The sequence below is a fragment of the Micromonospora sp. CPCC 205546 genome (assembly GCF_036902715.1).
Classification (GTDB): Bacteria; Actinomycetota; Actinomycetes; order Mycobacteriales; family Micromonosporaceae; genus Micromonospora.
Genome location: NZ_JBAKHL010000012.1, coordinates 80,118 through 105,622, shown reverse-complemented (window position 1 = coordinate 105,622; position 25,505 = coordinate 80,118). Strand labels below are relative to the sequence as shown.

Sequence of the window (25,505 nt, the reverse complement as noted above, 5' to 3'; positions counted from 1 at the left end):
CCCCCCCCCCCACCACGACGGCAAGAACGCCCCCCCCCGGGGGGGGGGCGGCCCTTCGGTCGTCCGGGAGCGGGACCCACGGGCCGGGCGTTGCGGCACCCGGCGGGGGCCGCCCGGCGTGCGGGGCCGCCGTTCAGGCGGCGTTGCGCCGGTCGGACCGGCGGCGCCGGTCGGTCGGGCGCACCAGCGGGACCGTCACGGCGGCGAACAGCACGGCCGCGCCGCATCCCGTGCAGAGCAGCTCGGGGCAGTCGGCGCCGTGGCCGTCGGCGCACGGGGGCGCCTCGAACGGCTCAACGCCCTCGCAGGTGTCGCAGTAGAGCTCGCGCTCCGACACGGGCGTCTCCTCTCGTTCCGGTCCCGCGGGGGGTGCCGCGCACGCCCCTGGGGAGTGCCGCCTTCGACGGCGCAGGACGGATGTGGGAATCACTCAGCTGTAGTTTCCCACGGGGGTCCGACAACCTCCGGGCGGCACCGGCGTCAGAGGGACCGCGCGACCTGGATCCAGCGGTCGAGGACGCGGGCGGCGGCCCCGGAGTCGACGGACTCGGCGGCCCGGTCCAGCCCGGCCCGCAGCGCCTCGGTGAGGTCGCCGTCGAGCGGGCCCTGGGTGGCCAGCGCCGCCGCCGCGTTGACCAGGACGGCGTCGCGCACCGGGCCGGTCTCACCGGAGAGCAGCCGGCGGACCACGTCGGCGTTGAAAGCGGCGTCACCGCCCCGCAGGTCAGCCAGGGTGGCCCGGGGTACCCCGAGGTCGGTCGCGTCCAGCACCGTCTCCCTGACGGCGCCGCCCTGGGCCACCCAGAGGCGGGTGGGAGCGGCGGTGGTGAACTCGTCCAGCCCGTCCTCGCCGCGCATGACCAGCACCGAATCGCCCCGGGCGGCGAAGACGTCGGCCATCACCCGGGCCATCCGGCGGTCGAAGCAGCCGACCGCCGCGGCGCGGGGCCGCGCCGGGTTGGTGAGCGGGCCGAGGAAGTTGAACACGGTGGGCACGCCCAGCTCCCGGCGCACCGGGCCGGTGTGCCGCATGCCGGGATGGAACCGGGCCGCGAAGCAGAACCCGATGCCCGCCTCCGCGACGCAGTGGGCCACCCCCTCCGGCCCCAGGTCGAGCGGCACGCCGAGGAACTCCAGCACGTCGGCGGTGCCGCACGAGGACGAGGCCGCGCGGTTGCCGTGCTTGACCACGCGGACGCCGGCGCCGGCCACCACGAGCGAGGCCATCGTCGAGATGTTGACCGTGTGCGCGAGGTCACCACCGGTGCCGACCACGTCGAGGGCGGTGGCGCGCAGCTCGTCCGGAAGCTCGACCGGGACCGCCCGGCCGAGCATCGTCTCCACCAGGCCGGTCAACTCGGCCGGGGTCTCGCCCTTGGCGCGCAGCGCGACGACGAAGCCCGCCATCTGCGCCGGGGCGGCGGAGCCGGCCATGATCTCGCCCATCGCCCACGCGGTGTCGGCGGCGGGAAGCTCCTCGCCGCGCAGCAGCGCGTTGAGCAGGTGCGGCCAGGTCCGATCGCCCATGGCGGGCCTCCCGAGCGTACGAGATGCGGGTGGGATGGAACCGGCACCGGTCGGCCCGGCGCCTGGCGGCCGGAGCGGAGGACGTCAGGCGGGTGCGTGCGCCCGCAGCAGCTCGGCCACCGTGGTGCCGGTGGTCACCGGGTCGAGCGGGTGCACCAGGGTGGCGTCGACCTCGGCGTAGGCCGCGAGCCACCGGTCGGCGGCGCGGGCGATCACCACGCAGGTCGGGGGAGCGTCGTCCCGGTCGTCCTTGACCTGCCGGGCGATGCCGATGCCGCCGCCCGGGCTCGCCTCGCCGTCGAGCACCAGCAGGTCGATCTCGTAGTCGTCGACGAGCCGGATGCACTCGGCGTAGGTGGACGCGTCGACGAACTCGACCCGCAGACCGGGCGCGGGACGCGGCCCGACGGCGAGCCGCATCCGGTCGCGGACCGCCGGGTCGTCGCTGTAGAGCAGGACGGTGCAAAGACGATCGCTCATGCCGGCACTCCGCTTCGCTCCGTGCCGCAAGGGGGCACCATCAGACTGAGCTTGATGACTCGTTCACTGCGCGCACTCATTGGCTGGACTTGCTCCCACCTCGTAGCTGCCCGCTGATCGTACCGGTCGGTGTGAGGTGTGCGACGTGCGGCCGGTGGCGGTGCCGGGACGTGCCGCCGACACGGCTCAGGCGGTGGACCCCGCGGCGCGCTGACGGGCCTCCTGGCGGTCCAGGTCGCGGTCGACGCGGCGCGCCTCCCGCTCGGCGTGGCGCATCCACTGCACGACGAGCACGGCCAGCATGGTCACGCTGACGAACTCGCCGCCGGCCCAGAGGATGCCGCCGGCGACCACCTGGTCCTGCCACGGGTCCGACCAGGTCAGCCCGAGCGACGGGTACCAGTCGCCGCCGAAGAGCGTGCTGCTCTGCATGATGGTGAGCCCGAGCACGGTGTGGAAGGGCACGGAGAGCAGCATCAGCAGCGCCCGGGCCGGATACGGCCAGCGGCCCGGCAGCGGGTCGAGGCCGAGCAGTGGCCAGAAGAACACGCAGCCGGTCAGGATGAAGTGCGCGTGCACGACCTCGTGCGCCCACACGTGCTCCAGGGTGTAGCGGTACAGGTCGGTGAAGTAGAGCGCGAACGGGTTGACCACGAAGATGGTGAACGCCACCAGCGGGAAGCTGTAGATCCGCGCGACGCGGCTGTGCACGACCGCCAGCAGCCGCTTGCGGGGCCGTGGCGGCAGGGTGCGCAGGGCGAGCGTCACCGGCGCGCCCAGCGCGAGGAAGATCGGCGCGATCATCGAGAGCACCATGTGCTGGACCATGTGCACCGACAGCAGCGCGGTGTCGTACGCGTGCAGGCCGCTGACGGTGACCGCCGCGATGCCGCCGAGGCCGGGACCGAGGAAGAAGACCGTCCTGGCGAGCGGCCACCGGTCGCCCCGGATCCGCAGCCGGTGCACCCCGTAGAGGTAGACGCCGGCGGCCAGCACCAGGCAGACGGCCAGCCAGCTGTCCAGCTTGGTTTCGGTGAACACCGAGGTCACGGTGAACGGCGGCGGCGTGGCCGCGATCGCCGCCGGCGCGGCGACGGCGGCTGCGGCGGAGATGGGATCGGCGTGCAGCACGCTTTTCAGCCTAGGTCAGGCGAACCGGACTGCCCCGATCGGGCTGTGGATGCCACGGGTTTGGCCCCCCGCTGATCGCCGGCCCCGGTCAAGGGCAATAATGACCGCGTGACTGCGGCCCCAGCCATTGACAAGAGCCGGATCCACTCCCTGACCCGACCCAACATGGTCAGCGTCGGGACGATCGTGTGGCTCTCCAGCGAACTCATGTTCTTCGCGGCGCTGTTCGCGATGTACTTCTCCATCCGTGCGGCGGCGCCGGAGCAGTGGGCGAAGCACACCGAGCACCTCAACATCCCCTACGCGACCACCTTCACGGTGATCCTGGTGTTGTCGTCGGTGACCTGCCAGCTCGGTGTGTTCGCCGCGGAAAAGGGTGACGTCCACGCGCTGCGGCGCTGGTTCACGGTCACCTTCGTGATGGGCCTGATCTTCGTCCTCGGCCAGCTCAACGAGTACCGCGAGCTGGTGCACGAGGGCATCAAGATCAACGAAGACGGCTACGGATCGATGTTCTACCTCACCACCGGCTTCCACGGCCTGCACGTGGCCGGCGGTCTGGTCGCCTTCGTCATCTTCATGATCCGCACCACCATGGGCCGGTTCACCCCGGCTCAGGCCACGTCGGCGATCGTCGTGTCCTACTACTGGCACTTCGTCGACGTCGTGTGGATCGGGCTCTATTTCATGATCTACTGGCTTCAGTGATCTTGGCGCGTCACGAACCGCGCCGCTGCTCCGTCCCCTGAGACAAGGTCCAACCGGTTAAGGACACAGGTCATGACTTCTGACAACGACCGCCGACGCGGTCTGCTCGCGCGGCTGCGCGAGCGGCCCGCGGCGCGCAGCAGGGGCCGCCGCCGGCTGGGCGCCGCGGTCCGGCTGCTCGCCGCGCTGATGCTCGCCGGCGGCGCCTACACCGTCTTCGCCCCCGGCGCGCAGGCGCAGGACACCCCGCTCACCGGTGCCGCCGCCGAGGGCAAGGCGCTGTTCGACGTGAGCTGTGTGACCTGTCACGGTCGCAACGCCCAGGGCGTCGAGGGGCGCGGACCGAGCCTGATCGGCGTCGGCGGGGCCTCGGTCGAGTTCCAGGTCGGCTCCGGCCGCATGCCGATGGCCCGGCAGGAGGCCCAGGCCCAGCGCAAGCCGGAGCTGTTCACCGACGAGGAGGTCCGCCAGCTCGCGCAGTACGTCCAGGAGCTCGGCGGCGGCCCCGTGGTGCCCGACGGCGACAACCTGCACGCCGACGGCAACGTCGCGGCCGGTGGCGAGCTGTTCCGGATCAACTGCGCGCAGTGCCACGCCTTCGGCGGTGGCGGCGGTGCCCTCTCCTCCGGCAAGTACGCGCCGAGCCTGCGTCCGGCCACCGACCGGCAGATCTACGCCGCCATGCTGAGCGGCCCGCAGAACATGCCGGTCTTCGGCGACAACCAGATCTCCCCGGACCAGAAGGCGGACCTCATCGCCTACATCCAGGAGACCCTGAAGCACGACGGTGACCCGGGCGGCTTCAACCTCGGTCGGTACGGGCCGTCCACCGAGGGACTGGCGATCTTCCTGGTGGGCATCGTCGCGCTCGTCTTCGCGAGCCTGTGGATTGCGGGCAAGTCGTGACCGGGCGGCTCATCCGATTCAGTGCCGTGGTGCCGCAGCCCGGCGCGCGTAGCGAGGTGACGGCATGACCACGCACACCGAGCACCAGGCTCAGCAGGGCCGGGAGCCGCTCGACGTGAACACCCCCGGGCTCAGCCAGTTCGACATCGTCCGCGAGGGCGCGCGCCGGGACGACATCGAGATCGTCCACTACGAGCCGCAGGTCGCGCCGGGCAGCAAGGCCGAGCGCCGGCTGACCCGTACCATCGCCTCGTTCTTCCTGCTGACCGGCCTGGCGGCGACCGCCTTCCTGGTCGTCTTCATCTGGTGGCCGTGGGAATACCGCCCGGGCAACGGCGGCGACAAGTTCTACACCCCGCTGCTCGGCGTCACCCTCGGCGTGGCCCTGCTCGGCATCGGCTTCGGCATCCTGACCTGGGGCAAGAAGCTGCTGCCGAAGGAGGTCTCGATCCAGGACCGGCACGAGGGCGCCGTCGCCTCCGACGACCGGATCATCACCGGCCAGACCATGCTCTACATGGCCGACGAGTTGGGCGTGAAGCGCCGTCCGCTGCTCGGCATCTCGCTGCTGGCGGGCCTCGCGCCGGTCGGGGCGATCGCCGCGGCCCCGCTGGTCGGCGGCCTGATCTCCCAGCCGCACAAGAACAACCAGATGTTCACGACCGGGTTCGCCCCGGCCGAGAACGGCGCGAAGATCCGCCTGGTCCGCGAGGACGGCCGGCCGGTCCGCCCGGCGGACGTCAGCGCGGGCGGCCAGATCACCGTCTTCCCCGGCATCCCGCACGGCGTGAGCAACCTGCACGCCGACTCGCCGACCCTGCTGATCCACCTGCGCGACTCCGACGCGCAGAAGTCGCGCCGGGCCAACGAGCGGGAGAACCACGGCGACTACATGTGGGGCAACTACGCCGCGTTCTCGAAGATCTGCACGCACGCCGGCTGCCCGGCGAGCCTGTACGAGCAGCAGACGAACCGCCTGCTCTGCCCGTGCCACCAGTCGCAGTTCCTGATCACCGACAACGCCCGGCCCATCTTCGGTCCGGCCAGCCGACGGCTGCCGCAGCTGCCGATCGAGGTGGACTCCGAGGGCTACTTCGTGGCCAAGTCCGACTACACCGAGACCGTCGGGCCCGACTTCTGGGAGCGGCCGTGAAGCGGCGCAAGTTTGACAGGGCAGCAGTGCCGGGGAACGCCGCCCGGGGAGTGGACGACCGCTTCCAGGTGGCCACCCCGCTGCGCCGGCTGCTGAACAAGGTCTTCCCGGACCACTGGTCCTTCCTGCTGGGCGAGATCGCGCTGTTCTCGTTCGTCGTCCTGCTGCTGACCGGCGTCTTCCTGACGTTCTTCTACGAGCCGGCGATGACCGAGGTGGTCTACAACGGCAGCTACGCCCCCCTGCGGGGCACGCCGATGTCGGCCGCGTACGCCTCCAGCCTGGACATCTCGTTCGACGTCCGCGGTGGCCTGATCATGCGGCAGATGCACCACTGGTCGGCGCTGCTGTTCATGGCCGCCATCGTGGTGCACATGCTCCGGGTCTTCTTCACCGGCGCGTTCCGCAAGCCGCGTGAGACCAACTGGATCATCGGTTCGCTGCTGTTCTGGGTCGGCTTCCTCGCCGGCTTCACCGGCTACTCGCTGCCGGACGACGGCCTCTCCGGCACCGGTCTGCGGATCGCCTCGGCGATCATGCTCTCCATCCCGGTGATCGGCTCCTGGGTCACCTCGTCGATCTTCGGTGGGGAGTTCCCGGGCACGATCATCATCAGCCGGTTCTACATCGCCCACGTGCTGCTCGTCCCGGGCCTGCTGCTGGCGCTGATCGGCGCCCACCTGGGCCTGGTCTTCAAGCAGAAGCACACCCAGTGGCCCGGCCCCGGCCGGACCAACGGCAACGTGGTCGGCGAGCGGATGTTCCCCCGCTACGCGATCAAGCAGGGCGGCTTCTTCATGGTCGTCTTCGGCGTGATCGCACTGATGGGCGGCCTGTTCCAGATCAACCCGATCTGGCTGTTCGGCCCGTACGAGGCGTGGGTGGTCTCGGCCGCCAGCCAGCCCGACTGGTACGTCATGTTCCTCGACGGCTCGACGCGTCTGATGCCCAACTGGGAGATCAACATTCCGATCGGCGACGGGTACGTGATCCCGCCGCTGTTCTGGCCGACGGTCGTGCTGCCGGGCATCCTGGTCGGCCTGTCGACGCTCTATCCGTTCCTGGAGGCCCGACGGCTCAAGGACACCAGGAGCCACAACCTGCTCCAGCGGCCCCGCGACGTGCCGGCCCGCACCGGCCTGGGCGCCATGGCGCTGGCGTTCTTCATCGTGCTGACCCTCTCCGGCGCCAACGACGTCATCGCCGACAAGTTCCAGATCAGCCTGAACGCGATGACCTGGGCCGGCCGGATCGGCCTGCTCGTCCTGCCGCCGCTGGCGTACTACGTCGCCTACCGGATCTGCCTGGGCCTGCAGCAGCACGACCGGGAGGTGCTGGCGCACGGTGTCGAGACCGGCATCATCCGGCGCCTGCCGGACGGCCGGTTCGAAGAGGTGCACCAGCCGCTCGCGGCGGCCGACGGTCACGGCGACGGCCACGGCGCGCTGCCGTACGCCGGCTGGGTCGTGCCGAAGAAGATGAACCGGCTCGGCGCCCTCGGCCCGGCCATCCGGGGCTTCTTCTACCCGATCGAGAAGCCGGCCGAGGCGCCGGTCTCGCCGGGCCACCCGCCGGTCGAGCCCCGCGCCGAGCGGGAGGAGATCGGCAGCGGCGAGAGCCGCCGCTGATCCCGCGACATCCCGACGTGGCGCCCACCGGATTCCTCCGGCGGGCGCCACGTCCGTTTGCGTCGCCGACGCGCCGACACCGGCGTCTCGGCGGTCGTCTCCCCCGTCGGGGGATCGCAGGAATAACCCCGGTCAGCCGGGTATCCGTGCGGTCCAACGTTCTCAAGGGGGGGAAAGCATGTTGGGTATCAAACGCCTCGGCCTGCTGGCCGCACTGGTGCTGGTGGGAGTCGCGCCGGCCGCGGCGGCGCAGGCCGCGGTGCAGCCGTCACAGCAGGACACCCAGTACCTGCAGGCCGTGCACCAGGTCAACCTGTTCGAGATCACCGCTGGTGACCTGGCCCAGCAGAAGGGTCAGAACCAGGGGGTCAAGGATCTGGGGGCCCGCCTCAAGACGGACCACACCCAGCTCGACCAGACGGTGCAGCAGACCGCGTCCCAGCTCGGCGTGGAGTTGCCGAGCGAGCCCACCGCGGACCAGCAGTCCGTCATCGACCAGCTCAACAACGCCAGCGGCGAGGAGTTCGACCGGCTCTGGGTGACCAGCGAGCTGGCCGGCCACGTCCAGGCCATCCAGGCCACCCAGACGGAGATCTCGCAGGGCTCCGAGCAGTCGGTGGTCCAGCTGGCCCAGACCGCCCTGCCGACCCTGCAGGCGCACTACGACGCGCTGGTGCAGCTGGCGGAGCAGTTGGGCATCCCGGTGCCGCAGACCAGCGCCAGCGGCACCCCGAGCCCGGGCGGCACGACGCCGGCTCCGGGCGGCACCACCGAGACCCCGGCTCCGGGCGGCACTACCGAGTCGCCGGCTCCGGGTGGCACGGTCGAGACGCCGGCTCCCGCGCAGAGCTGACGTCCGCGCACCACGGCGGCCGGTCCATCCTTCACGGGGTGGGCCGCCCGTCGCGCGTCCCCCTCGCCCGGCCCGTGGCGGCGTCCGCGTCAGTCGGCGTTCGCGAGGCCGATCGCGAACGCCGACTCCAGGTCGTGCTGGGAGTACGCCCGGAAGGCGATGTGCGACTCGGTGTTGAGCACCCCCGGGACCTTGGAGATGCTGCCGGCGATCACCTGGGCGATCTGCTCGAACTCCCGGACCCGGACCATCGCGATCAGGTCGACGTGGCCGGCAACCGAGTAGACCTCGCTGACACCGGGCAGGTTGGCCAGGTTCTCGGCCACCTCGGGGATCGAGTCGGTGGCGCAGTCGATCAGCACGATCGCGGTGATCACGGGGCATTTCTCCGTTCGTCGGCGTCGTCGCCCATGCTAGATGTTCCCCCCGCCCTCAGGCGGTGGTGTGCCGGGGACGGTGAGGGACGTGCCGACGCGGACGGCGTCGCGCAGGCGTTCGCCGGGACCGACGGTGGCCCCGGGCCAGACGACCACCCGCTCCACCTCGCCGTGGACGACCGCCCCCGCGCCGATCACCGCCGACCGGCAGCGGCCGGTCACGGTGGCCGTCGGGTCCACCAGGTTGCCGCCGCCGCTGGCGTGCAGGTTGGCCGCCAGGTAGTCGGCCGGGGTGCCGGTGTCGTAGAACGTGCCGGCGTACGGCACGACGCTCAGCGCGCCGGCCGCCTCCGCCGGACGCCAGACGGTCCGGACGAGGTCGCCGAATCCGGGCGGCAACTCCCGCACCAGCCGCCACGGCAGCAGCGAGAAGCCGGTGAACACGTGGCCGTCGAAGGTGCCGGGTGCCGCCGGGTCGGCGGCGGGTCGGCCGAGCAGGCGTACGGAGTCGCCGTCCCAGCCGTGCAGCAGCGCGGCGATGTCGGGGCCCGGCGGGCGTACCGGGTCGGCGAGGTAGGCGTCGGCGTTGCCGACCAGGACCCCGCGCCCGGCGATCCACTCCCGCAGGTTCGCCACCCCACCGGCGGTGCCGAGCGGGTCGCCCGGCTCCACGGAGAGGTGGGCGCGGCCCCCGACGTGCGCGACGACCTGGTCGCCGAGGTAGCAGGCGTTGACGGCGACCCGGTCGGGCCCGACGAGGCCGAGCCCGGCCAGCCGGTCCAGGGCCCGGTCCAGCAGCGGCACGTTGCCCACCGGGCAGAGCGCCTTGGGTAGCCGCTGCGTCAGCGGCCGCAGCCGGGTGCCCTCGCCGGCGGCGAGCACTACCGCGCAGACCTCCGCCTCCACCCGGCCGGCGGTCGGGGTCGCCCCGCGGCCGGCGTCGCCGTCGACGCCGTGACCGGCGTTCACGGTCTCGTGTCGGGCACCGCTGGCGGGAACTGCCCGGCCAGCGGACCGATGTCGTAGTAGGCGAGCAGCCGGGCGGTCGGCCAGGTCAGCTTCGGCAGGTCGTCCAGGGGGTGCCAGGCGGCCTCGAAGACCTCGGCGCCGTCGACCTTCAACTCGGTGCTCGACGCCGGCACCTCGGCGGTGAACACCACGTCGACCCAGCCCTTGGCGTGCACGACGGCGTTGGGGACGGCGGGGCTGAGCTGCCGGGGCGAGAGCCGGATCCCGGACTCCTCGTGCAGCTCGCGGGCGGCGCCCACCACCGGGGCCTCGCCCTTCTGCAACAGGCCGGCGGGCAGTCCCCAGCCCTTGCCGGGGGGCTGGCGCAGCAACAGCAGGCGGCCCGCCCCCTCGGCCTCGCTGTCCCGGACCAGGGTGACGGCGCCGACGATGTACTTCGGCACGGCCAACCGGACCAGGCGGCGGCGTACCGGCAGGGGCAGCCGGTAGAAGACCTGGTAGGCGAGGGCCCGGCCGGTGGCGCGCGAGCGGGGGATCATGCGTCCAGGCTAGTGGCCGCGAGGAACGTTCGGCGCACCCGGGCCGCGACCCGTCACTGCCGGTGGTCCACCAGGTCGATGAGCTGGCAGACGACCGTGTCCGGCTCGATCACCCGGTCGAACACCGCGACCAGCAGCGTCTCCAGGTCGGGGTAGCCCAACTCCTCCGACAGCCGCAGCAGCGGCAGGTCGCTGGCGAGGCCCCGGTCGTGCTTGCGCAGGGCCAGCCCGATGGTGGCGCGGCCGAGGCGGACCTTGTCGGTGATGGAGATGCCGGGCTCGGTGTGGTCGGCGAACCACCGGCTGATCTGCATCTGCGCCTGCGGCGACTTGACGAAGCCCAGCCACTCCCGGCGGGGGCCCCGGGGGGCGACGGCGGCGTCGAAGCCGTTCGCCGCGTCGGTCTCGGTGAAGATCTCCACCACGTCGCCCTCGTCCAGTTCGGAGGAGAGCGGCGCCAGCCGGCCGTTGATCCGCGCCGCGAGACAGTGGTCGCCCCGCTCGGTGCCCAGTTCGTAGGCGAGGTCGACCGGGGTGGCCCCGGCGGGCAGCACGACCTGTCGTCCGTCGGAGAAGACCTGGATCTGCGCCTCGGCGAGGTCACAGCGCAGCGACTCGAGGAACTGGGCCGGGTCGGCCGTGTCCTGCTCCCAGTCGAGCACCCGGCGCAGCCAGTCGAGCTGCTCCGTGCAGGCCGCGGCCGTGCCGCTGCCGGAGCGCGGGAAGCGGAAGTCGGCGGCGACGCCGTACTCGGCCGAGCGGTGCATCTCCTCGGTGCGGATCAGCACCTCCACGGTGCGGTCCTTCGGCCCGCAGACGCTGGTGTGCAGCGAGCGGTAGAGGTTGTTCTTGGGGGAGGCGATGAAGTCCTTGAACCGGCCGGGGACCGGCCGCCAGACGCCGTGGATCGCGCCCAGCGCCGCGTAGCAGTCGGTCGCCGGACCGTCCACCACGATCACGATGCGGGGCAGGTCGAAGGGGGCGCTGTGGCCACCGGCCACGGTGTCCTTCCAGATCGAGTAGAGGTGCCGCGGGCGGGGGGTCACCGTCGCGTCCACCCGGCTGCGGCGCAGGGCCGACTTCGCCCGGGTGACCACCTCGTCGAGGTACGCGTCCCAGCCCGGCCGGTCGTGCACGTGCCGGGCGATCCGGGCGTGCTCGTCGGGCTCCAGGTGCAGCAGCACCACGTCGTCGAGTTCGCGCTTGAGCGTCTGGATGCCCAGCCGGTCGCAGAGCGGGACCAGGACCTCCTGCGTCTTGCGGGCGATCCGCTCGCGGGACGCGGCGGACCGGACGCCCAGGGTGCGCATGTTGTGCAGCCGGTCGGCCAGCTTGATGATCAGGACCCGGACGTCCTTGCCCGCTGCGATGATCATCTTGCGGATCGTCTCGGCCTCGGCGGCCTTGCCGTAGAACGCCTTGTCGAACTTGGTCACCCCGTCGACCAGGTGCGCCACCTCGCGCCCGAAGTCCTCGGCGAGCGCCTGGAGGGTGTAGCGGGTGTCCTCCACCGTGTCGTGCAGCAGCGCGGCGACCAGGGTGGTGGCGTCCATGCCGATCTCGGCGCAGATCTGCGCCACCGCCAGCGGGTGGGTGATGTAGGGCTCGCCGCTCTTGCGGAACTGCCCCCGGTGCATGTTCTCGGCGATGGTGTAGGCCCGGCGCAGCATCGAGGGCTCGGTGCCGGGGTGGATCGTCCGGTGGGTCCGGACGAGGTGGCTGACCGGGTCGGTGTCGGCCGTGGGCCAGCTCAGCAGCGAACGTAGCCGGCGGGCCAGCGGCAGCTCGCCCGGTTGGGTCGGAAGGGCGCCCCCCAGGGCTGCGCCGCGTCCGGCGTCGACGTCCACGTGGGACACCTCCTCACCCCGGCTCCACGGCTGCCGACACCCGGCAACCGGGAGCAGGCCCACGAAACGGGCAGGACTGCACTTCTCTAACAGCCTAAGGGAGTCGAGGTAGTCCGATCGGTCACTTGGTCATGGGCGTTCGGTCGAGCTTTGGTGGGACGCGGCGTTTTCGGCCTTGCTCAACAGGTCACGGAAGCGGGCCGCCCCGGCCACCGGCGACGCCCACCCGGACGACATCTCCACCAGCCGGGTCTCCGGCCGTTCCAACCAGGACAGGATGCGTTCGGTCTCCTCGGCCGAGGCACACGGGACGGGGCCGTGGCCGGGCAGGACCGTCTCGGCGGTCGACCGGATCGCCGCGATCGTCGGTCGGGGGTGGACGCCGGGAGGCGAGACGCCCGCCCCGGCCAGCCGGCCGTGCCGCACCAGCGCCAGCTCCCAGCCGCCCCGGGCAGCCGGGCGCGCGGCGGCCAGCTCCGCGATGCCGGTCAGCGCCGTCAGCCGCTGCATCCGTACGGTCGCCCGCAGCACCGCCGCCAGGCGGGACCGGGCCACCGCCGCCTCCTCGTAGCGTTGGGCGCCCGAGAGCGCGTCGATCCGGGCGAGCAGGGCGTCGACCACCGGTCGGGGATCGCTGGTGGTGGCGGTGCGGAACGGCGCGACCGCCCGGAGGTCGTACTCCTCGGGGGAGATCCGGTGCTCGCAGGGTGCCGGGCAGCGACCCAGCTCGGCCAGCGCGCAGGCCGGCGTGACCGTGCGCAGCGACAGCCGGTGGGTGCACTGGCGCAGCGGCACGGCGTCGTGGAAGCCGGCGGCGGCCAGCTCCGCCGCCCGACGCGAGCTGAACGGCCCGAGGTAGGCGGTGTCGCCGGGGGCGATGGCCCGCACCACCGACAGCCGGGGGTAGGGCCCGTCGGTCAGCTTCAGCCAGAGCATCCGCTCCGGGAACTTCGACCGCCGGTTGTACGGCGGGGCGTGCGCCCCGATCAGCCGCAGCTCGCGGACCTCCGCCTCCAGCGCGTGGGCGCACTCCACCGCCTCCACCCGCTCCGCCGCGGCGAGCATCTCCGAGATCCGGGCCCGCTTCTCCGCCGCCGTGAAGTAGCTGCGCACCCGGGTGGCGATGTCGCCGGAGGTGCCGACGTAGAGCGGCCGGTCGTCGGCGGCCCGGAAGATGTAGACGCCCGGCGCCTTGGGCAGCCCCTCGGCCAGGTGCCGCTTGCGCCGCTGGGTCGGGGTGACCGCCCGGGCGAACTCGATGGCGTCGCCGACGGTGTCGACCCGGTGCCCGGCCAGGCGGGCGATCAGCCCGTGCAGCACGTCGACGGTGGCCTTGGCGTCGTCGAGCGCGCGGTGGGTCGGCTGGGTGGCGGTGCGGAAGTAGGCCGCGAGGGTGCCGAGCTTGCGGTTGGGCACCTCGTCCCGGGTGAGCACCCGGCGGGCCAGCGCGGCGGTGTCGAGCACCCGGGGGTTGGGCCAGCGGTAGCCGTGCTTCGCGCACGCGGCCTTGAGGAAGCCCACGTCGTAGGGGGCGTTGTGGGCCACCAGCACGGCGTCGGTGACGAACTCCAGGAAGCTCGGCAACACCTGCTCGATCGGCGGGGCCGGCACCAGCATGGCCTGGGTGATGCCCGTGAGCACGGTGATGAAGGGCGGGATGGGCACGCCGGGGTTGACCAGGGTGGCCAGCACGCCCAGCTCCTCGCCGCCGCGCACCTTGACGGCGCCGATCTCGGTGATCCCGCCGCCGTCCGGCGCGCCGCCGGTGGTCTCCAGGTCGACCACCACGAACGTCGTCGCGTAGAGCGGCAGCGCCGGGTCGATCCCGCCCGCGCCCGGGTCGAAGCCGGCCAGGGGCTCCTGGACGTACTCGGTCTCTGCCATCGGCGGCACGCTAGCGGTCCGGTCCGACACTCCCGTCCCAAGCGCATCAGGCGTCGCCACCGGTCTAGGATGAGAGATCGGCTCACTCACCGGGCGGTGGGCCCGGTCGCGGTGGGAGACTTGCCACATGCCCCTCACCGAGCCGCACGACGACCGCCTCCGGCAGGAGGATCCGGTCGACGCTGCGCGCGAGACCGGTGGGGGCGCCCCGGACGAGGTCGGCGGCCCCGAGGTCACGGCGTCCGAGGCGGAGGCGTCCGAGGCTACGGCGTCCGCGCCCGAGCCGGAGCCGGTCCTGCCCGAGCCGGTCCGGCAGCGCATCGTGGCGCTCACCGCAGCGGTGCTGCCCGGGCTGCCCGTCGACGAGGTGCCGGTGCCGCTGCGCCGGGTCGCGAAGTTCGCCCCCAACCGCCGGGCCCGGCTCGGTGCCCCGGCGATCGCCGCCCAGCTCACCGGCGACCCGCTGTTCCGGCAGCGGATCACCGCCCGGGTGCTCGCCGACACCGGCGACCTGGGCGCCGCCGTGCTGGAGGGCACGGCGCCGGCCGCCGCCGACCCGGTCGAGGTGGCAGCGCTGGCCTACCTGGCCCGACCCCGGGGCTGGCGGGAGCTGATCGAGGCCAGCGGCGCGGCGGTCCGCGCCGAGGCCGACAGCGCGGTCGTCGCCGAACTGGTCCGCGAGGCCGAGCAGCGGGCCACCCGTGCCGAGCACGACCGGGCGGTGGCCCGGGTCGAGGCGGAGAAGCTCCGCGACGAGCTGGCCCGGGTCCGCGAGGAGCTCGGTCAGCTACGCGAGGAGAGCCGGCAGCTGAGCCGGTCGTTGCGCGAGACGCAGGCCCGCGAACGCAAGGCCACCGAGCTGCTCGCCACCGAGCGGGGCCGGGCCGCCCGGGCGGCGGCGGACGCCGACGCGGAGCTGCGCCGGGTGCGGGCCCGGCTGGCCGAGGCCGAGGCGGCGGCCGGGGTCGCCCGGGCCACCGCCAAGGAGGCCCGCTCCGTCGACGACGCCCGGCTGTGGCTGCTGCTGGAGACCATCGGGCAGGCGGCCGTCGGGCTGCGCCGCGAGCTGGCGCTCGACCCGGTCGACAAGCTGCCCGCCGACTTCGTCGCCGACGCCTTCGCCGACCAGTCCGCCACCACGACCGCCGGCACCGCCACGCGGGCCCGGGACACCGACGACCCGGCCCGCCTCGACCAGCTGCTGGCGCTGCCCCGGGCGCACCTCGTCGTCGACGGCTACAACGTGACCAAGCGCGGCTTCGGCGAGATGTCGCTGGAGCAGCAGCGCAAGCGGCTCATCACCGGCCTCGGCGGGATCGCCGCGCAGACCGGCGACGAGGTCACGGTGGTCTTCGACGGCGCCGAGCGGATGCACGGGCTGCCGCCCACGCCGCGCGGCGTGCGGGTGCTCTTCTCCCGCAAGGGCGAGACCGCCGACGAGCTGATCCGGCGCCTGGTCCGCGCCGAGCCGTCGGGCCGCCCGGTGGTGGTGGTCTCCTCGGACCGCGAGGTCGCCGACGGCGTACGCCGGCACGGCGCCTACCCGCTCGGCGCCGACTCGCTGCTGCGCCGCCTCGCCCGGTCCTGATCGTTGCTCTTGATCGCTTTCGGACCGTCCGCGACCCCGTTGTCCCATTTCTGTCGTACCCCCTGCCTAACCTCGTGGTGACCGACGGTGCTCGGGTGGCGACGGTGACGCCGCGCCCGGTCGCCGCAGCGCACCAGGAGGCGAGATGCTCATCGACTGTGCGGGGTGCGAGATCCGGGGGAGCGGCTGCGCCGGCTGCCTCGTGACCGTCCTGCTCGACGATTCGTCCCCGGCCGCCGAGCTGGGCGGCGCGGAGGCCCGGGCGATCGAGGTGTTCGCCCGGGCCGGGTTCGAGGTGGAGGTGCTGCCCGCCCCCCGGCCGGCCGGGCGGCCCACCGGACGCCGGCGCGTCGCGTGACGGTCCCCGACCACGCCCGTTCCCCGGGGCCGGTGGCGCGGGGAACGGGCGTCGGGGGATGACGGTCAGCGGGACGGGTCCCGGTTGAACAGCTTCTTCGCCCAGAGGTAGCCGACCAGCGCGATGGTGGCGCACCAGGCCGCCGCGAGAGCGGCGTTCGTCCCCACCGGTCCGCCGGTCAACAGGCCGCGCAGGGTCTCGATGATGGGGGTGAAGGGCTGATACTCGGCGAACTGGCGCAGCCCGTCGGGCATCGAGTCGGTGGGCACGAACCCGCTGCCGATGAAGGGCAGGTAGGTCAGCGGCATGGGGAGGTTGCTCGCCGTCTCGACGCTCTTGGAGACCAGCCCCAGCGCGACCGAGAGCCAGGTGAAGGCGAAGGCGGTCATGACCAGCACGCCGGCGGCCGCCAGCCAGGCCGTCGCGCCCGTGGTGGGCCGGAATCCGATCAGCAGGGCGATTCCGGTGACCACCGCCAGGCTGAGCATGGTCTGCGTCAGGCTGCCCAGCACGTGGCCGGTCAGCACCGACGCCCGGGCGATCGCCATGGTCCGGAACCGGGCGATGATGCCCTCGGTCATGTCCATCGCGACTGACACCGCCGTCCCGGTGGCCGCCAGGCCGGCGGTTATCAGCAGGATCCCGGGGGTGACGTAGTTGACGTAGTCGCCCCGGTCGCCCGAACCGCCGCCCAGTCCGGCGCCGAGGGTGGCGCCGAAGACGTAGACGAACAGCAACAGCAGCATGACGGGCATGCCGACGAGCAGCACCGTCATCGACGGGTAGCGCACCCAGCGGCGCAGGTTGCGGCGCAGCATCGTGCCGGAGTCGCGGACGGCGTACGTCAGGGTGCTCATCGGGGGGTTCCCACCTTCTCGGGTCGGCCGGTGAGGGCCAGGAAGACGTCGTCGAGATCGGGCGTGTGCACGGACAGCGACTCCACGGCGATCGACTCGCTGTCCAGCAGGTCGAGCAGGTTCCGCAGCGACCTGACGTCGCCGTCGCCGGGCACGTGCAGGGTGAGGTCGGCGGCGTCGCGGGACTGCCCGGGCAGCACCCGGACGGCCGTGTCGAACGCGGCCCGGTCGGCGAACCGCAGGCTGACGTGCCCACCGGGGACGAGCCGCTTGAGTTCCGCCGGGCTGCCCTCCGCCACCAGGCGACCGTGGTCGAGCACGGCGATCCGGTCGGCGAGCTGGTCCGCCTCCTCCAGGTACTGGGTGGTGAGGAAGATGGTGACGCCGTCCGCCACCAGGTCCCGGACGATCTGCCACATGGCCTGCCGGCTGCGCGGGTCGAGCCCGGTGGTGGGCTCGTCGAGGAAGACGACGCGGGGGCGGCCGACCAGCCCCATCGCCAGGTCGAGTCGCCGGCGCATCCCGCCGGAGTAGCTGGCGGCGGGCTTGCCGGCCGCCTCGACCAGGTCGAACATCCTGAGCAGGCCCTGCGCGCGCTGCCGCCCCTCGGCCCGGGGCAGGTGGTGCAGGTCGGCCATGAGCCGCAGGTTCTCCTCGCCGGTGAGCAGCCCGTCGACGGCGGAGAACTGGCCGGTCACGCCGATCGCGGCGCGTACCGCGTCGGGCTCCCGGGCGACGTCGTGGCCGGCGACCCGTGCCTCGCCGGAGTCGGCGCCGATCAGGGTGGACAGGATCTGCACGGTGGTGGTCTTGCCGGCGCCGTTGGGGCCGAGCAGGGCGAAGATCGTCCCTGCGGCGACGGTGAGGTCGATCCCGTCGAGCACGACGTGATCGCCGAAGGACTTCCGCAGGGCGGTGACCGTGATGGCCGCCGGGGCCGAGCTGGGTGGCATGTCTTCTCCTTCACGCCGGCCGTCGGGCCGGTCGAGGGCTGGCCGGCCGTCGGGCCGGGGCGGGCGGACGGGGGCGGTCAGCAGCGGCGGATCACGATGTCGCCGAAGGAGGTCCGGGCGGTCACCCGCACGGCGCCCTCGGGCTCGACGGGCGGTTCGTACGCCTCCAGGTGGTTGTCCACGCGGCCGAACTGGGTGTGCAGGTCGAGCAGGGCGGCGGTGCCGGAGCGCACGCCGATGTCGAGCCCGCCGGCCGCGGTGTGGACCGACACCGTCCCCGCCGAGACCTCGCCGATCCGGATGTCGCCGTTGGCGGCCGTGACGGTGACCGAGCCGTGCGCGCGGTCCACGGTGGTCTCGCCGTTGGCGCTCTTGACCCGCACCTCGCCGGTGACCGTGCCGAGCCAGCTGTCGCCGTTGGAGTTCCTGACCACCGCGTCGCCGTCGACCTGCTGCACGCGGATCCGGCCCGACCCGGTGCTGATCCGGGCCGGACCGGCCACGTGCTCGACGCGGACGCCGCCGGCGGAGGTGTCGAGGTCCACGTCGGCGGCGTGGTCCAGTCCGATGTCGCCGGTCGCGATCCGGACCCGGCAGCTGCCGAGCCGGCCGCTGCCGTGGAACGCCGCCACGGAGGCCTCGCCGCGCAGGTGCGAGCCGGTGGGCAACCCGATCGTCACGTCGACCGAGCCGGGCTTGCCGAACAGCCCGAATCCGCGCTGCCGGGGCGACCTGACCACGAGCCGGCCGTCGGCGTACTCCACCCGGGTCTGTTCGGCCGCCCGTACGTCGGCCTCGACGGCGGCGTCGCTCGGGCGGATCTCGACGTTCGTGTCGGTGCGGTCGGTGGCGGTGACCTGGACGTCGCCGACGACGAGGTCGACGGTGGCCGAGATCGGAGCCGGAGTGTCGAATGTGGGCACGGCGCAGTCCCTTCTGACGGGTGGACGTCCCGGACCGGGACGGGTGGTGGGAGGGATGAGGCGGACCGGCGGGCGGTTCAGCGGGCCCAGCCGGTGTAGCGCTGCCCGCTGAGCGGGGCGCGTCGCTGCGGGTGGCGCTCCGCCCCGCTGGACGCCACGGCGGCCGTGGCCGCCCGGACCAGCCACGCGTTGACCGAGAGGCCGTCGCGGGCGGCCGCCTCCTCGATGCGGCTCTTGAGGTGTTCGGAGAGGCGGAAGCTGATCCGCGAGGTGGCTCCCTCCTCGGCGTCCGCCGGTGGCGGGACGGCCGGCTCGGGGGCCCCGGCTTCGTCCTGGAACTCGGGGCCGGCCGGCGGTGGCGTCACGACGAAGCTCGGTTCCCGCCCGCGCAGGCGCAGCTCGACCGAGCCGGGCGCCAGGTCGCGGGTGATCTCGGCCGCCGCCGCGGTCAGCGCGTCCAGGAGCGCCAGCCGGAGCGCCGAGTCGAGCGGCCCCGCCAGTCGCTCGGCGAGTGCGCGGGCCTCGTCGCCGCCGAGCTCGGCGACGCCGGCGAGTTCCTGCCGGAGGTTGTCGACATACGACGTCAGGTCCATGACGTCACTATGGCATCATCCATGGCGTCATGGCAAGCCATATCGACGTCGGATGGCGTCATGATGGCGACGCAGTGGCACCAGGAGGGGTGGATCGGCCGCCAGGACCGCAGCGTGCGGGGCCGCCCGGGCGGCGGCGCGGCGGCCGTCGCGGCGGGCAATAGGATGGGCGGTCACGGCGGAGGGAGCGGCGGCATGACGCGGGTACGGATGCGCACTGCTCGCCACGACGCGACGCCAGGACGGCCGCGGTGACCCCGCGCGGCTGGGCCCTGCTCACCCTCGCCGGGCTGACCCTCGCCCTGCTCGTCGCGGCGGCGGTGCTGATCCCGTGGCACCGGCCGCCGGCCCCCCGCGCCGACCAGCTCGCCGCGTTGGGTGATCTCCCCGCCGACCAGGTGGCCCGGAGCCGGGAGTTCCGTTCCGCGCTGCGCCCCACAGGCTGGGCCGCGCTGGCGATCGGCCTGCTGGTGGCCCTGCTGCTCGGCCTGACCCCGCTGGGCAGCCGGCTCGTCGAGCTGGCCGGCCGCCCGTTCGGCGACCACTGGGTCGCGCAGGCCGTCCTCGGCGGGCTCGCCGTGGTGCTCGTGGCCGACCTGGTGACCCTCCCGTTCGCCGCCTGGCGGCAGGCCGTGCTCACCCGCTACGGGCTGAGCACCAACGGCTGGAGCGGTTGGACGGCCGACCTGCTCAAGTCGTACGCGGTCAGCGCGGTCATCGGCGCGGTGGCGCTGCTCGGCTTCTACACCGTCGTCCGGCTGTCGCCGCGCTGGTGGTGGGCGTTCGGCGCGGCCGGCGCGGCGACCCTGGTGGTGCTGCTCTCCTTCGTGCTGCCGGTGCTCGTGGAGCCGGTCTTCAACAGGTTCACCCCGATGGAACAGGGCCCGCTGCGGGTCAGACTGACGGACATGGCGGCCCGCGACGGCGTGCCGGTGCGCGACGTGCTGGTCGCCGACGCCTCGCGCCGCACCCGGGCGGTCAACGCGTACGTCTCGGGGCTCGGGCCCACCCGCCGGGTGGTGGTCTACGACACGCTGCTGCGTGAGGCGACGCCCGACGAGGTGACCGCCGTCGTGGCGCACGAGCTGGGGCACGCCAAGGACCGGGACGTCGCGGTCGGCACGCTGACCGGGGCGCTGGGCGCCGCCGCCGCGGTGGTCGCGCTCTACCTGCTCGGCTCCTCCGGCCCGCTGCTGCGGCTGGCCGGCGTCGACTCGGTCGCCCAGCCGCGCGCGTTTCCCCTACTGGTCGCCCTGGTGACGGTGGCCGGACTGGTCTCCGCGCCGGCACAGGCGCTGATGTCGCGACGGGTGGAGGCACGCGCCGACGCGCACGCGCTCGCGTTGACCGGCGACCCGGCCGCCTTCGAGGCGATGCAGCGGCGGCTCGCCGGCATCAACCTCGCCGACCCCGATCCGCCGCGCTGGGAGTACCTCTACTCCGCCACGCACCCGTCGACGGTCGAGCGCATGGCCGCCGCCCGCGCCCACGCCAGGGAGGCCGGCCGATGAGCCGCACACTGCTGATCACCAACGACTTCCCGCCCCGCCCCGGGGGGATCCAGTCCTTCGTGCACAACCTCGCGGTGCGCCAGCCCGCCGGGTCGGTGGTGGTCTACGCCTCGACGTGGCGGGGTGCGGAGAAGTTCGACGCCGACCAGCCGTTCGAGGTGGTCCGCGACCGCACCCGGGTGCTGCTGCCCACCCCGTTGGTGGCTCGCCGGGCCGCCCGCCTGGCGCGCGCGTACGACTGCGACACGGTGTGGTTCGGCGCGGCGGCCCCCCTCGGCCTGCTCGCGGCGGGACTGCGCCGCCGCACGGACATCCGTCGGGCCGTGGCGCAGACCCACGGGCACGAGGTCGGTTGGGCCGCGCTGCCGGCCGCCCGGGCCGCGTTGCGGCGGATCGGGCGCGGCGTCGACGTGACGACCTACCTGGGGGAGTACACCCGGGTGCGGCTGGCGCGGGCGCTGCACGGGGTGACCGAGCTGCACCGGCTCGCCCCCGGGGTCGACGTGGACGCCTACCACCCGTCGATCGACGGCGAACCGGTCCGGCTCCGGCTCGGGCTGGCCGACCGCCCGGTGGTGGTCTGCGTGTCCCGGCTGGTGCCGCGCAAGGGGCAGGACATGCTGATCCGGGCGATGCCCGAGATCCGTCGCCGCGTGCCCGACGCCGCGCTCCTGGTGGTCGGGGGCGGGCCCTACCGGGCCACGTTGGAGAAGCTGGCCCGCCAGGCGGGCGTCGAGCGGGACGTGGTCTTCACCGGTTCCGTGCCGTCGGCCGAGCTGCCGGCCCACTACGCCGCGGGCGACGTCTACGCCATGCCCTGCCGCACCCGCAACCGGGGTCTGGACGTCGAGGGACTCGGGATCGTCTACCTGGAGGCCTCCGCGACCGGCCTGCCGGTGGTCGCCGGCGACTCCGGCGGCGCACCGGACGCGGTGCGCGAGGGCGAGACGGGATTCGTGGTCCGGGGTCGCGACGTCGCCCAGCTCGCCGACCGGGTGGCCATGCTGCTCGCCGACCGGGACCTGGCCCGCCAGTTCGGCGCGGCCGGCCGCGCGTGGGTCGAGCGGGAGTGGCGCTGGGAGGCGCAGGCGCAGCGGATGGCGACCCTGCTCGCCGGCTGACCCGTCACCCTGCTGCCCGTGACGACGTCACCCGGAGCAGCCGGCGCACGTGGCCCGAGCCGGCCTCGGCGGGTCCGGCCGCACGACGCGGCCCGGACGCGGGCCCCGCGGCTGGGCGCGCGACCTGTCAGCGCAGGCGGGCCAGGACGCGTTCGGCGGAGTCCGGGCGGCCGAAGTGCCAGCCCTGGCCGGCGTCGCACCCGATCGCCCGCAGTCGCTCGGCCTGCCCGGCGGTCTCCACGCCCTCGGCGGTGACGGTCAGGTCCAGGGCGTGCGCCAGCGAGACCAGCGAGGCGAGGATCCGCTCGTCGGCGCGGGCCTCCGGCGCCCGCAGCCCGGCCACGAACTGCCCGGCCACCTTCAGCTCGGTGACCGGGAGGTCCCGCAGGTAGGCCAGGTTGCAGTAGCCCGTGCCGAAGTCGTCGATGGCGATCCGGACGCCGAGGTCCGCCAGCGTCCGCAGCGCCCGGACCGGCTCCTCGGCGGTGCTCATCATGGTGCTCTCGGTGATCTCCAACTGGAGCCGCTCGGGCGACAACCCGGTGTGCCGCAGCAGCGCGCGTACCTCCTGGACGAGGCCGGCCCGGCGTACCTGGCGCACGGCCAGGTTGACGCTGACGAACGGGGCGGGCCCGGCGTCGACGGCCCAGCTCTCGGCCTGCCGGCACGCCTCGGCCAGCACCCACCCGCCGAGCGGGACGATCAGCCCGGTCTCCTCGGCCAGCCCGATGAAGCTGTCGGGCCGCAGGACGCCCAGCTCCGGGTGCCGCCAGCGCACCAGGGCCTCCATGCCGAGCACCCGGCCGTCGCGCAGCGACGTCAGCGGCTGGAAGTCGAGATAGAACTCGCCCCGTTCCAGCGCCGCGGGGATGGCCGCGGAGAGCGCGTACCGGGCCAGGTCCCGGCGGTCCCGGTCGGCGTCGTAGAGCACCCAGCGGTCGCCCCCGGCGGCCTTCGCCCAGTGCAGCGTGCTGTCGGCCGCCCGCATCAGGTCGCCGGGGGAGGCGCCCGCGACCTCCCGCTCGACGATGCCGATGCTCGCCGAGACGGCCAGTTCGTGCCCGTCCACCAGCACCGGCTCACGTACCGCCGCGAGGGCGCCCTCGGCCACGGCCACGGCGTCGCCGGTGCCGGTGGTGCCCTCGACCAGGACGACGAACTCGTCCCCGCCGAGGCGGGCGACCAGATGCCCGTCGAGGGCCCGGCGGAGCCGGTCCGCCACGGCCACCAGCAGCCCGTCGCCGACCTGGTGCCCGTGCGAGTCGTTGACCACCTTGAAGCGGTCGAGATCGAGGAAGCAGACACCGAGACGCGCCGTGTCGCGGGTGGGCGAGTCGATGGCCGCGCGGAGGCGCTCAGTCAGCAGGGTGCGGTTGGGCAGGTCGGTCAGCGGGTCGTGGGTGGCCTGGTGGCGGAAGCGCGCCTCGCTGGAGCGCAGCGCCCGCTCCGCCTCCGCCCGGGCGGTCATCGCGGCCCGGCGGATCGTCTCCTGCTCGTCCAGCGTCCGGTCCCGTAGCGCGCGGGCGTAGCCGGTGGTCACGGCGGCCAGCAGCCGGGCCAGCCGGTCCTCGACCTCCTCGTCGACCAGCCCGAGGTCGCGGGCCAGCCGGAGCTGGACGACCTCGACCGTACGACCCAGCGCCTCGGCCGAGGCGATGTGGGCGGCCACCAGTTCGGTGCCCACCCGGTGCCCCACCCGCAGGTCGATCGGCTCGGCCAACAGCGCCGCCGCGAGCTGCTCGGTGAGGCGTTGCAGCAGTTCCTCGAGCTGGGCCTGGGTCATCGGCAGGTAACTGGTGCCGGAGACCGCCTTGGCCCACGCCCGGGCGAAGGTTCCCGGGCGGGTCGAGTGCCGCACGGTGGTGCCGGTCGGGGCGACGAGGCTCACCCCGGGTGGCTCATCCACCGAGTCGCCCGACGCCGCCGATGAAGGCCGCCCGCTCGGCGTCCTCGGTGCTGTCGGGGGACTCCGGGCGCCACTGCGGCACCCAGACCACGCCGGGCTCGACCAGCTCGAAACCGTCGAAGAGGCCGGTCAGCTCGGCGCGGCTGCGGATCCACAGCGGATTGTCGGTCCTGCGGTAGACCTGCTCGGCGTCGGCCCGCTCGCCGTCGCCGCGGCCGTCGCCGCTGGCCTGCGAGAGCACCAGGTAGCTGCCCGGCGCCAACGCCTCGCGCAGCGTCCGCAGCAGCTCGGCCGGTCGGTCGTCGTCCGGCACGAAGTGCAGCACCGCCACGATCATCACGGCGATCGGCTGGTCGAAGTCGAGCAGCCGGCGGACGTCGGGGTGGGCGATGATGCGCTCGGGGTGGCGAAGGTCCTCCTGCACCACCACGGCGCGGTCGTTGCCCTCGAGGATCTCCCGGCTGTGGGCCACCGCCACCGGGTCGACGTCGACGTAGACCACCCGGGCGTCGGGGGCCTCGCGCTGGGCGATCTCGTGCACGTTGCCGACGGTCGGGATGCCCGAGCCCACGTCGAGGAACTGCCGGACGCCGGCGTCGAGGAGGAACTGCACCGCGCGGCGGAGGAACGCGCGGTTCGCCTGCGCCATCAGCGGGGCCTCCGGCACCGCCGCCACCATCGCCTGGGCCGCCGCCCGGTCGACCGCGAAGTTGTGCGAGCCGCCGAGGTAGTAGTCGTACATGCGGGCCACACTGGGGCGTTCGATGTCGATCTCGTCGGGAGCCCAGACCGGCCGCTGCATGCGCTCACCCCTCCTGTCGGGTGCGGAACACCGTTGCCCGCGCCGGTATTCTGCCGGCTGGCGGGCCGGGAGACCATAGCGCGCCGGGAACCCTTCGACGCCGCTGGACGCGACGGTGACGGGTCCGCGCCGCTGGAGGCGACGGTGCGACGGGTCCGCGCCGCCTGTCGCGGTCGCGGACCCGTCGGTGGTACGTCGTCGAGCTTCCGGCGGGGAGCCGGTCAGAACTTCGGGGCGTCCGGAGCCTCGAGCAGACCGAGCCGCAGCGCGGTCATCAGCGCCTGGGCGCGGTTGGCCGCGCCCAGCTTCTCGTAGAGCTTCGAGATGTGGGTCTTGGCGGTGGACTCGCTGACGAAGAGCTGCTTGGCGATGCCCGCCACGCTCATGCCGTCGGCGAGCAGCCGCAGCACCTGACCCTCGCGGGGGGAGAGCTGCGGCCCGGACGGGGCCAGCCGGCGCTTCATCGCCTCGGCCAGGTCGGCGGCCGTGAAGGCGCTGGGGGAGGAGGCGGCGTGCCGGGCGGCGGCGACCACCTCGTCGGCCGGCGCGGTCTTCGGCACGAAGGCGCTGGCCCCGGCCTCGAGGGCGCCGAAGAGCTGGTCGTCGCCGGCGTACATGGTGAGCACGACGATGCCCATCGAGGCGCTGGACTTGCGCAGCGCCCGGGTGGCCTCCAGGCCGCTGCCGTCGGGCAGCCGCAGGTCCATGATCACCACGTCCGGCTGAAGAGCGCCGGCCTGGCGTACGCCCTCCGCCGCCGTGGCGGCCTCCCCGACGACCTCGAACTGCCGGTCGCGTTCGAACGCGTGCCGCAGGCCCTTGCGGATCAGGTCGTGGTCGTCGACAAGGAGGACCTTGGTACGGGTGGCCGGTGTCGGACTTGTGGTCATC

25 protein-coding genes are annotated in these 25,505 nt (G+C 73.6%); 9 read left to right on the top strand and 16 right to left on the bottom strand.

Annotated features, from left to right (window positions below; genetic code table 11):
* Positions 1–133: 133 nt before the first annotated feature.
* From V6U77_RS09820 to V6U77_RS09805, 4 genes are all read right to left on the bottom strand, one after another.
* A complete protein-coding gene (locus V6U77_RS09820) occupies positions 134–337 on the bottom strand; it encodes a hypothetical protein (RefSeq protein WP_334605934.1) in 204 nt (67 codons plus the stop codon).
* Between the two features lie 143 nt (positions 338–480).
* Complete coding sequence (gene trpD, locus V6U77_RS09815) at positions 481–1,527, bottom strand: anthranilate phosphoribosyltransferase (protein WP_334605933.1); 1,047 nt, start codon at positions 1,525–1,527, stop codon at positions 481–483.
* Positions 1,528–1,611: 84 nt separating this feature from the next.
* Entirely contained in the window at positions 1,612–2,007 is a 396-nt protein-coding gene (locus V6U77_RS09810; RefSeq protein WP_334605932.1) for a hypothetical protein, read from the bottom strand.
* Positions 2,008–2,193: 186 nt separating this feature from the next.
* On the bottom strand, positions 2,194–3,138 hold the full coding sequence (locus V6U77_RS09805; RefSeq protein ID WP_334605931.1) for a cytochrome c oxidase assembly protein: 945 nt from the start codon (positions 3,136–3,138) through the stop codon (positions 2,194–2,196).
* Positions 3,139–3,246: 108 nt separating this feature from the next.
* Between V6U77_RS09805 and ctaE the strand changes: the two genes are divergently transcribed.
* The 5 genes from ctaE (at position 3,247) to V6U77_RS09780 (ending at position 8,386) form a co-directional block, all read left to right on the top strand.
* The gene (gene ctaE / locus V6U77_RS09800; protein ID WP_334605930.1) at positions 3,247–3,846 is read left to right on the top strand and encodes an aa3-type cytochrome oxidase subunit III; all 600 of its coding nucleotides are present in this window, start codon (positions 3,247–3,249) and stop codon (positions 3,844–3,846) included.
* Between the two features lie 72 nt (positions 3,847–3,918).
* Positions 3,919–4,752 (top strand): cytochrome bc1 complex diheme cytochrome c subunit, encoded by an 834-nt coding sequence (gene qcrC, locus V6U77_RS09795; protein ID WP_334605929.1) that lies wholly within the window; start codon positions 3,919–3,921, stop codon positions 4,750–4,752.
* A gap of 64 nt (positions 4,753–4,816) precedes the next feature.
* On the top strand, positions 4,817–5,905 hold the full coding sequence (gene qcrA, locus V6U77_RS09790; protein WP_334605928.1) for a cytochrome bc1 complex Rieske iron-sulfur subunit: 1,089 nt from the start codon (positions 4,817–4,819) through the stop codon (positions 5,903–5,905).
* Positions 5,902–7,533 (top strand): cytochrome bc1 complex cytochrome b subunit, encoded by a 1,632-nt coding sequence (qcrB, locus tag V6U77_RS09785; RefSeq protein WP_334605927.1) that lies wholly within the window; start codon positions 5,902–5,904, stop codon positions 7,531–7,533. The genes qcrA and qcrB overlap by 4 nt, the downstream gene beginning before the upstream one ends.
* A gap of 178 nt (positions 7,534–7,711) precedes the next feature.
* Positions 7,712–8,386, top strand: coding sequence for a DUF4142 domain-containing protein (locus tag V6U77_RS09780; protein WP_334605926.1), 675 nt, complete (start codon positions 7,712–7,714; stop codon positions 8,384–8,386).
* Positions 8,387–8,475: 89 nt separating this feature from the next.
* Here V6U77_RS09780 and V6U77_RS09775 read toward each other — a convergent pair whose 3' ends face one another.
* The 5 genes from V6U77_RS09775 to V6U77_RS09755 all read right to left on the bottom strand — a co-directional run bounded on the left by V6U77_RS09775 (position 8,476) and on the right by V6U77_RS09755 (position 14,002).
* The gene (locus V6U77_RS09775) at positions 8,476–8,763 is read right to left on the bottom strand and encodes an Lrp/AsnC family transcriptional regulator (RefSeq protein WP_334605925.1); all 288 of its coding nucleotides are present in this window, start codon (positions 8,761–8,763) and stop codon (positions 8,476–8,478) included.
* Between the two features lie 36 nt (positions 8,764–8,799).
* The gene (locus V6U77_RS09770) at positions 8,800–9,669 is read right to left on the bottom strand and encodes a nucleotidyltransferase family protein (RefSeq protein WP_334605940.1); all 870 of its coding nucleotides are present in this window, start codon (positions 9,667–9,669) and stop codon (positions 8,800–8,802) included.
* Positions 9,670–9,728: 59 nt separating this feature from the next.
* On the bottom strand, positions 9,729–10,271 hold the full coding sequence (locus tag V6U77_RS09765; protein ID WP_334605924.1) for an NUDIX domain-containing protein: 543 nt from the start codon (positions 10,269–10,271) through the stop codon (positions 9,729–9,731).
* Positions 10,272–10,324: 53 nt separating this feature from the next.
* A complete protein-coding gene (locus V6U77_RS09760; RefSeq protein WP_334605939.1) occupies positions 10,325–12,118 on the bottom strand; it encodes a RelA/SpoT family protein in 1,794 nt (597 codons plus the stop codon).
* 129 nt (positions 12,119–12,247) lie between these two features.
* Positions 12,248–14,002: a DEDD exonuclease domain-containing protein gene (locus V6U77_RS09755; RefSeq protein ID WP_334605923.1), complete on the bottom strand. Its 1,755-nt coding sequence runs from the start codon at positions 14,000–14,002 to the stop codon at positions 12,248–12,250.
* A 127-nt stretch (positions 14,003–14,129) separates the two neighbouring features.
* Between V6U77_RS09755 and V6U77_RS09750 the strand changes: the two genes are divergently transcribed.
* Positions 14,130–15,590 carry an NYN domain-containing protein gene (locus V6U77_RS09750; protein WP_334605922.1) on the top strand — a complete coding sequence of 487 codons (1,461 nt, stop codon included), beginning with the start codon at positions 14,130–14,132 and terminating at the stop codon, positions 15,588–15,590.
* A 145-nt stretch (positions 15,591–15,735) separates the two neighbouring features.
* Positions 15,736–15,948 carry a hypothetical protein gene (locus V6U77_RS09745; protein ID WP_334605921.1) on the top strand — a complete coding sequence of 71 codons (213 nt, stop codon included), beginning with the start codon at positions 15,736–15,738 and terminating at the stop codon, positions 15,946–15,948.
* A gap of 65 nt (positions 15,949–16,013) precedes the next feature.
* Here the strand turns inward: V6U77_RS09745 and V6U77_RS09740 are convergent, their stop codons facing one another.
* The 4 genes from V6U77_RS09740 to V6U77_RS09725 all read right to left on the bottom strand — a co-directional run bounded on the left by V6U77_RS09740 (position 16,014) and on the right by V6U77_RS09725 (position 19,274).
* Complete coding sequence (locus V6U77_RS09740; RefSeq protein ID WP_334605920.1) at positions 16,014–16,805, bottom strand: ABC transporter permease; 792 nt, start codon at positions 16,803–16,805, stop codon at positions 16,014–16,016.
* Complete coding sequence (locus tag V6U77_RS09735; protein WP_334605918.1) at positions 16,802–17,758, bottom strand: ATP-binding cassette domain-containing protein; 957 nt, start codon at positions 17,756–17,758, stop codon at positions 16,802–16,804. The genes V6U77_RS09740 and V6U77_RS09735 overlap by 4 nt, the downstream gene beginning before the upstream one ends.
* Before the next feature lie 77 nt (positions 17,759–17,835).
* Complete coding sequence (locus V6U77_RS09730; protein ID WP_334605917.1) at positions 17,836–18,681, bottom strand: DUF4097 family beta strand repeat-containing protein; 846 nt, start codon at positions 18,679–18,681, stop codon at positions 17,836–17,838.
* A gap of 77 nt (positions 18,682–18,758) precedes the next feature.
* Positions 18,759–19,274 carry a hypothetical protein gene (locus V6U77_RS09725; RefSeq protein ID WP_334605916.1) on the bottom strand — a complete coding sequence of 172 codons (516 nt, stop codon included), beginning with the start codon at positions 19,272–19,274 and terminating at the stop codon, positions 18,759–18,761.
* 251 nt (positions 19,275–19,525) lie between these two features.
* Here V6U77_RS09725 and V6U77_RS09720 point away from each other — a divergent pair, with 251 nt between their 5' ends.
* On the top strand, positions 19,526–20,785 hold the full coding sequence (locus V6U77_RS09720; protein WP_334605915.1) for a M48 family metallopeptidase: 1,260 nt from the start codon (positions 19,526–19,528) through the stop codon (positions 20,783–20,785).
* The gene (locus tag V6U77_RS09715; protein ID WP_334605914.1) at positions 20,782–21,906 is read left to right on the top strand and encodes a glycosyltransferase family 4 protein; all 1,125 of its coding nucleotides are present in this window, start codon (positions 20,782–20,784) and stop codon (positions 21,904–21,906) included. Before V6U77_RS09720 ends, V6U77_RS09715 begins: the two co-directional genes overlap by 4 nt.
* Positions 21,907–22,033: 127 nt before the next feature.
* On the opposite strand, the gene V6U77_RS09710 is transcribed toward V6U77_RS09715, so the two are convergent.
* The 3 genes from V6U77_RS09710 to V6U77_RS09700 form a co-directional block, all read right to left on the bottom strand.
* Positions 22,034–23,689, bottom strand: a complete 1,656-nt coding sequence (locus tag V6U77_RS09710; RefSeq protein WP_334605938.1) for a putative bifunctional diguanylate cyclase/phosphodiesterase — start codon at positions 23,687–23,689, stop codon at positions 22,034–22,036.
* 115 nt (positions 23,690–23,804) lie between these two features.
* Complete coding sequence (locus V6U77_RS09705) at positions 23,805–24,614, bottom strand: SAM-dependent methyltransferase (protein ID WP_334605913.1); 810 nt, start codon at positions 24,612–24,614, stop codon at positions 23,805–23,807.
* Between the two features lie 221 nt (positions 24,615–24,835).
* Positions 24,836–25,504, bottom strand: a complete 669-nt coding sequence (locus tag V6U77_RS09700; RefSeq protein WP_007072219.1) for a response regulator transcription factor — start codon at positions 25,502–25,504, stop codon at positions 24,836–24,838.
* Position 25,505: the final 1 nt, after the last annotated feature.

What these genes read in the sequence shown, in the direction of transcription:
- trpD (WP_334605933.1), bottom strand. Translation starts at nt 1,527, where the DNA reads ATGGGCGATCGGACCTGGCCGCACCTGCTCAACGCGCTGCTGCGCGGC.
- V6U77_RS09810 (WP_334605932.1), bottom strand. Translation starts at nt 2,007, where the DNA reads ATGAGCGATCGTCTTTGCACCGTCCTGCTCTACAGCGACGACCCGGCG.
- qcrC (WP_334605929.1), top strand. Translation starts at nt 3,919, where the DNA reads ATGACTTCTGACAACGACCGCCGACGCGGTCTGCTCGCGCGGCTGCGC.
- qcrA (WP_334605928.1), top strand. Translation starts at nt 4,817, where the DNA reads ATGACCACGCACACCGAGCACCAGGCTCAGCAGGGCCGGGAGCCGCTC.
- V6U77_RS09780 (WP_334605926.1), top strand. Translation starts at nt 7,712, where the DNA reads ATGTTGGGTATCAAACGCCTCGGCCTGCTGGCCGCACTGGTGCTGGTG.
- V6U77_RS09765 (WP_334605924.1), bottom strand. Translation starts at nt 10,271, where the DNA reads ATGATCCCCCGCTCGCGCGCCACCGGCCGGGCCCTCGCCTACCAGGTC.
- V6U77_RS09755 (WP_334605923.1), bottom strand. Translation starts at nt 14,002, where the DNA reads ATGGCAGAGACCGAGTACGTCCAGGAGCCCCTGGCCGGCTTCGACCCG.
- V6U77_RS09750 (WP_334605922.1), top strand. Translation starts at nt 14,130, where the DNA reads ATGCCCCTCACCGAGCCGCACGACGACCGCCTCCGGCAGGAGGATCCG.
- V6U77_RS09745 (WP_334605921.1), top strand. Translation starts at nt 15,736, where the DNA reads ATGCTCATCGACTGTGCGGGGTGCGAGATCCGGGGGAGCGGCTGCGCC.
- V6U77_RS09740 (WP_334605920.1), bottom strand. Translation starts at nt 16,805, where the DNA reads ATGAGCACCCTGACGTACGCCGTCCGCGACTCCGGCACGATGCTGCGC.
- V6U77_RS09735 (WP_334605918.1), bottom strand. Translation starts at nt 17,758, where the DNA reads ATGCCACCCAGCTCGGCCCCGGCGGCCATCACGGTCACCGCCCTGCGG.
- V6U77_RS09725 (WP_334605916.1), bottom strand. Translation starts at nt 19,274, where the DNA reads ATGGACCTGACGTCGTATGTCGACAACCTCCGGCAGGAACTCGCCGGC.
- V6U77_RS09715 (WP_334605914.1), top strand. Translation starts at nt 20,782, where the DNA reads ATGAGCCGCACACTGCTGATCACCAACGACTTCCCGCCCCGCCCCGGG.
- V6U77_RS09710 (WP_334605938.1), bottom strand. Translation starts at nt 23,689, where the DNA reads ATGACCCAGGCCCAGCTCGAGGAACTGCTGCAACGCCTCACCGAGCAG.
- V6U77_RS09705 (WP_334605913.1), bottom strand. Translation starts at nt 24,614, where the DNA reads ATGCAGCGGCCGGTCTGGGCTCCCGACGAGATCGACATCGAACGCCCC.
- V6U77_RS09700 (WP_007072219.1), bottom strand. Translation starts at nt 25,504, where the DNA reads ATGACCACAAGTCCGACACCGGCCACCCGTACCAAGGTCCTCCTTGTC.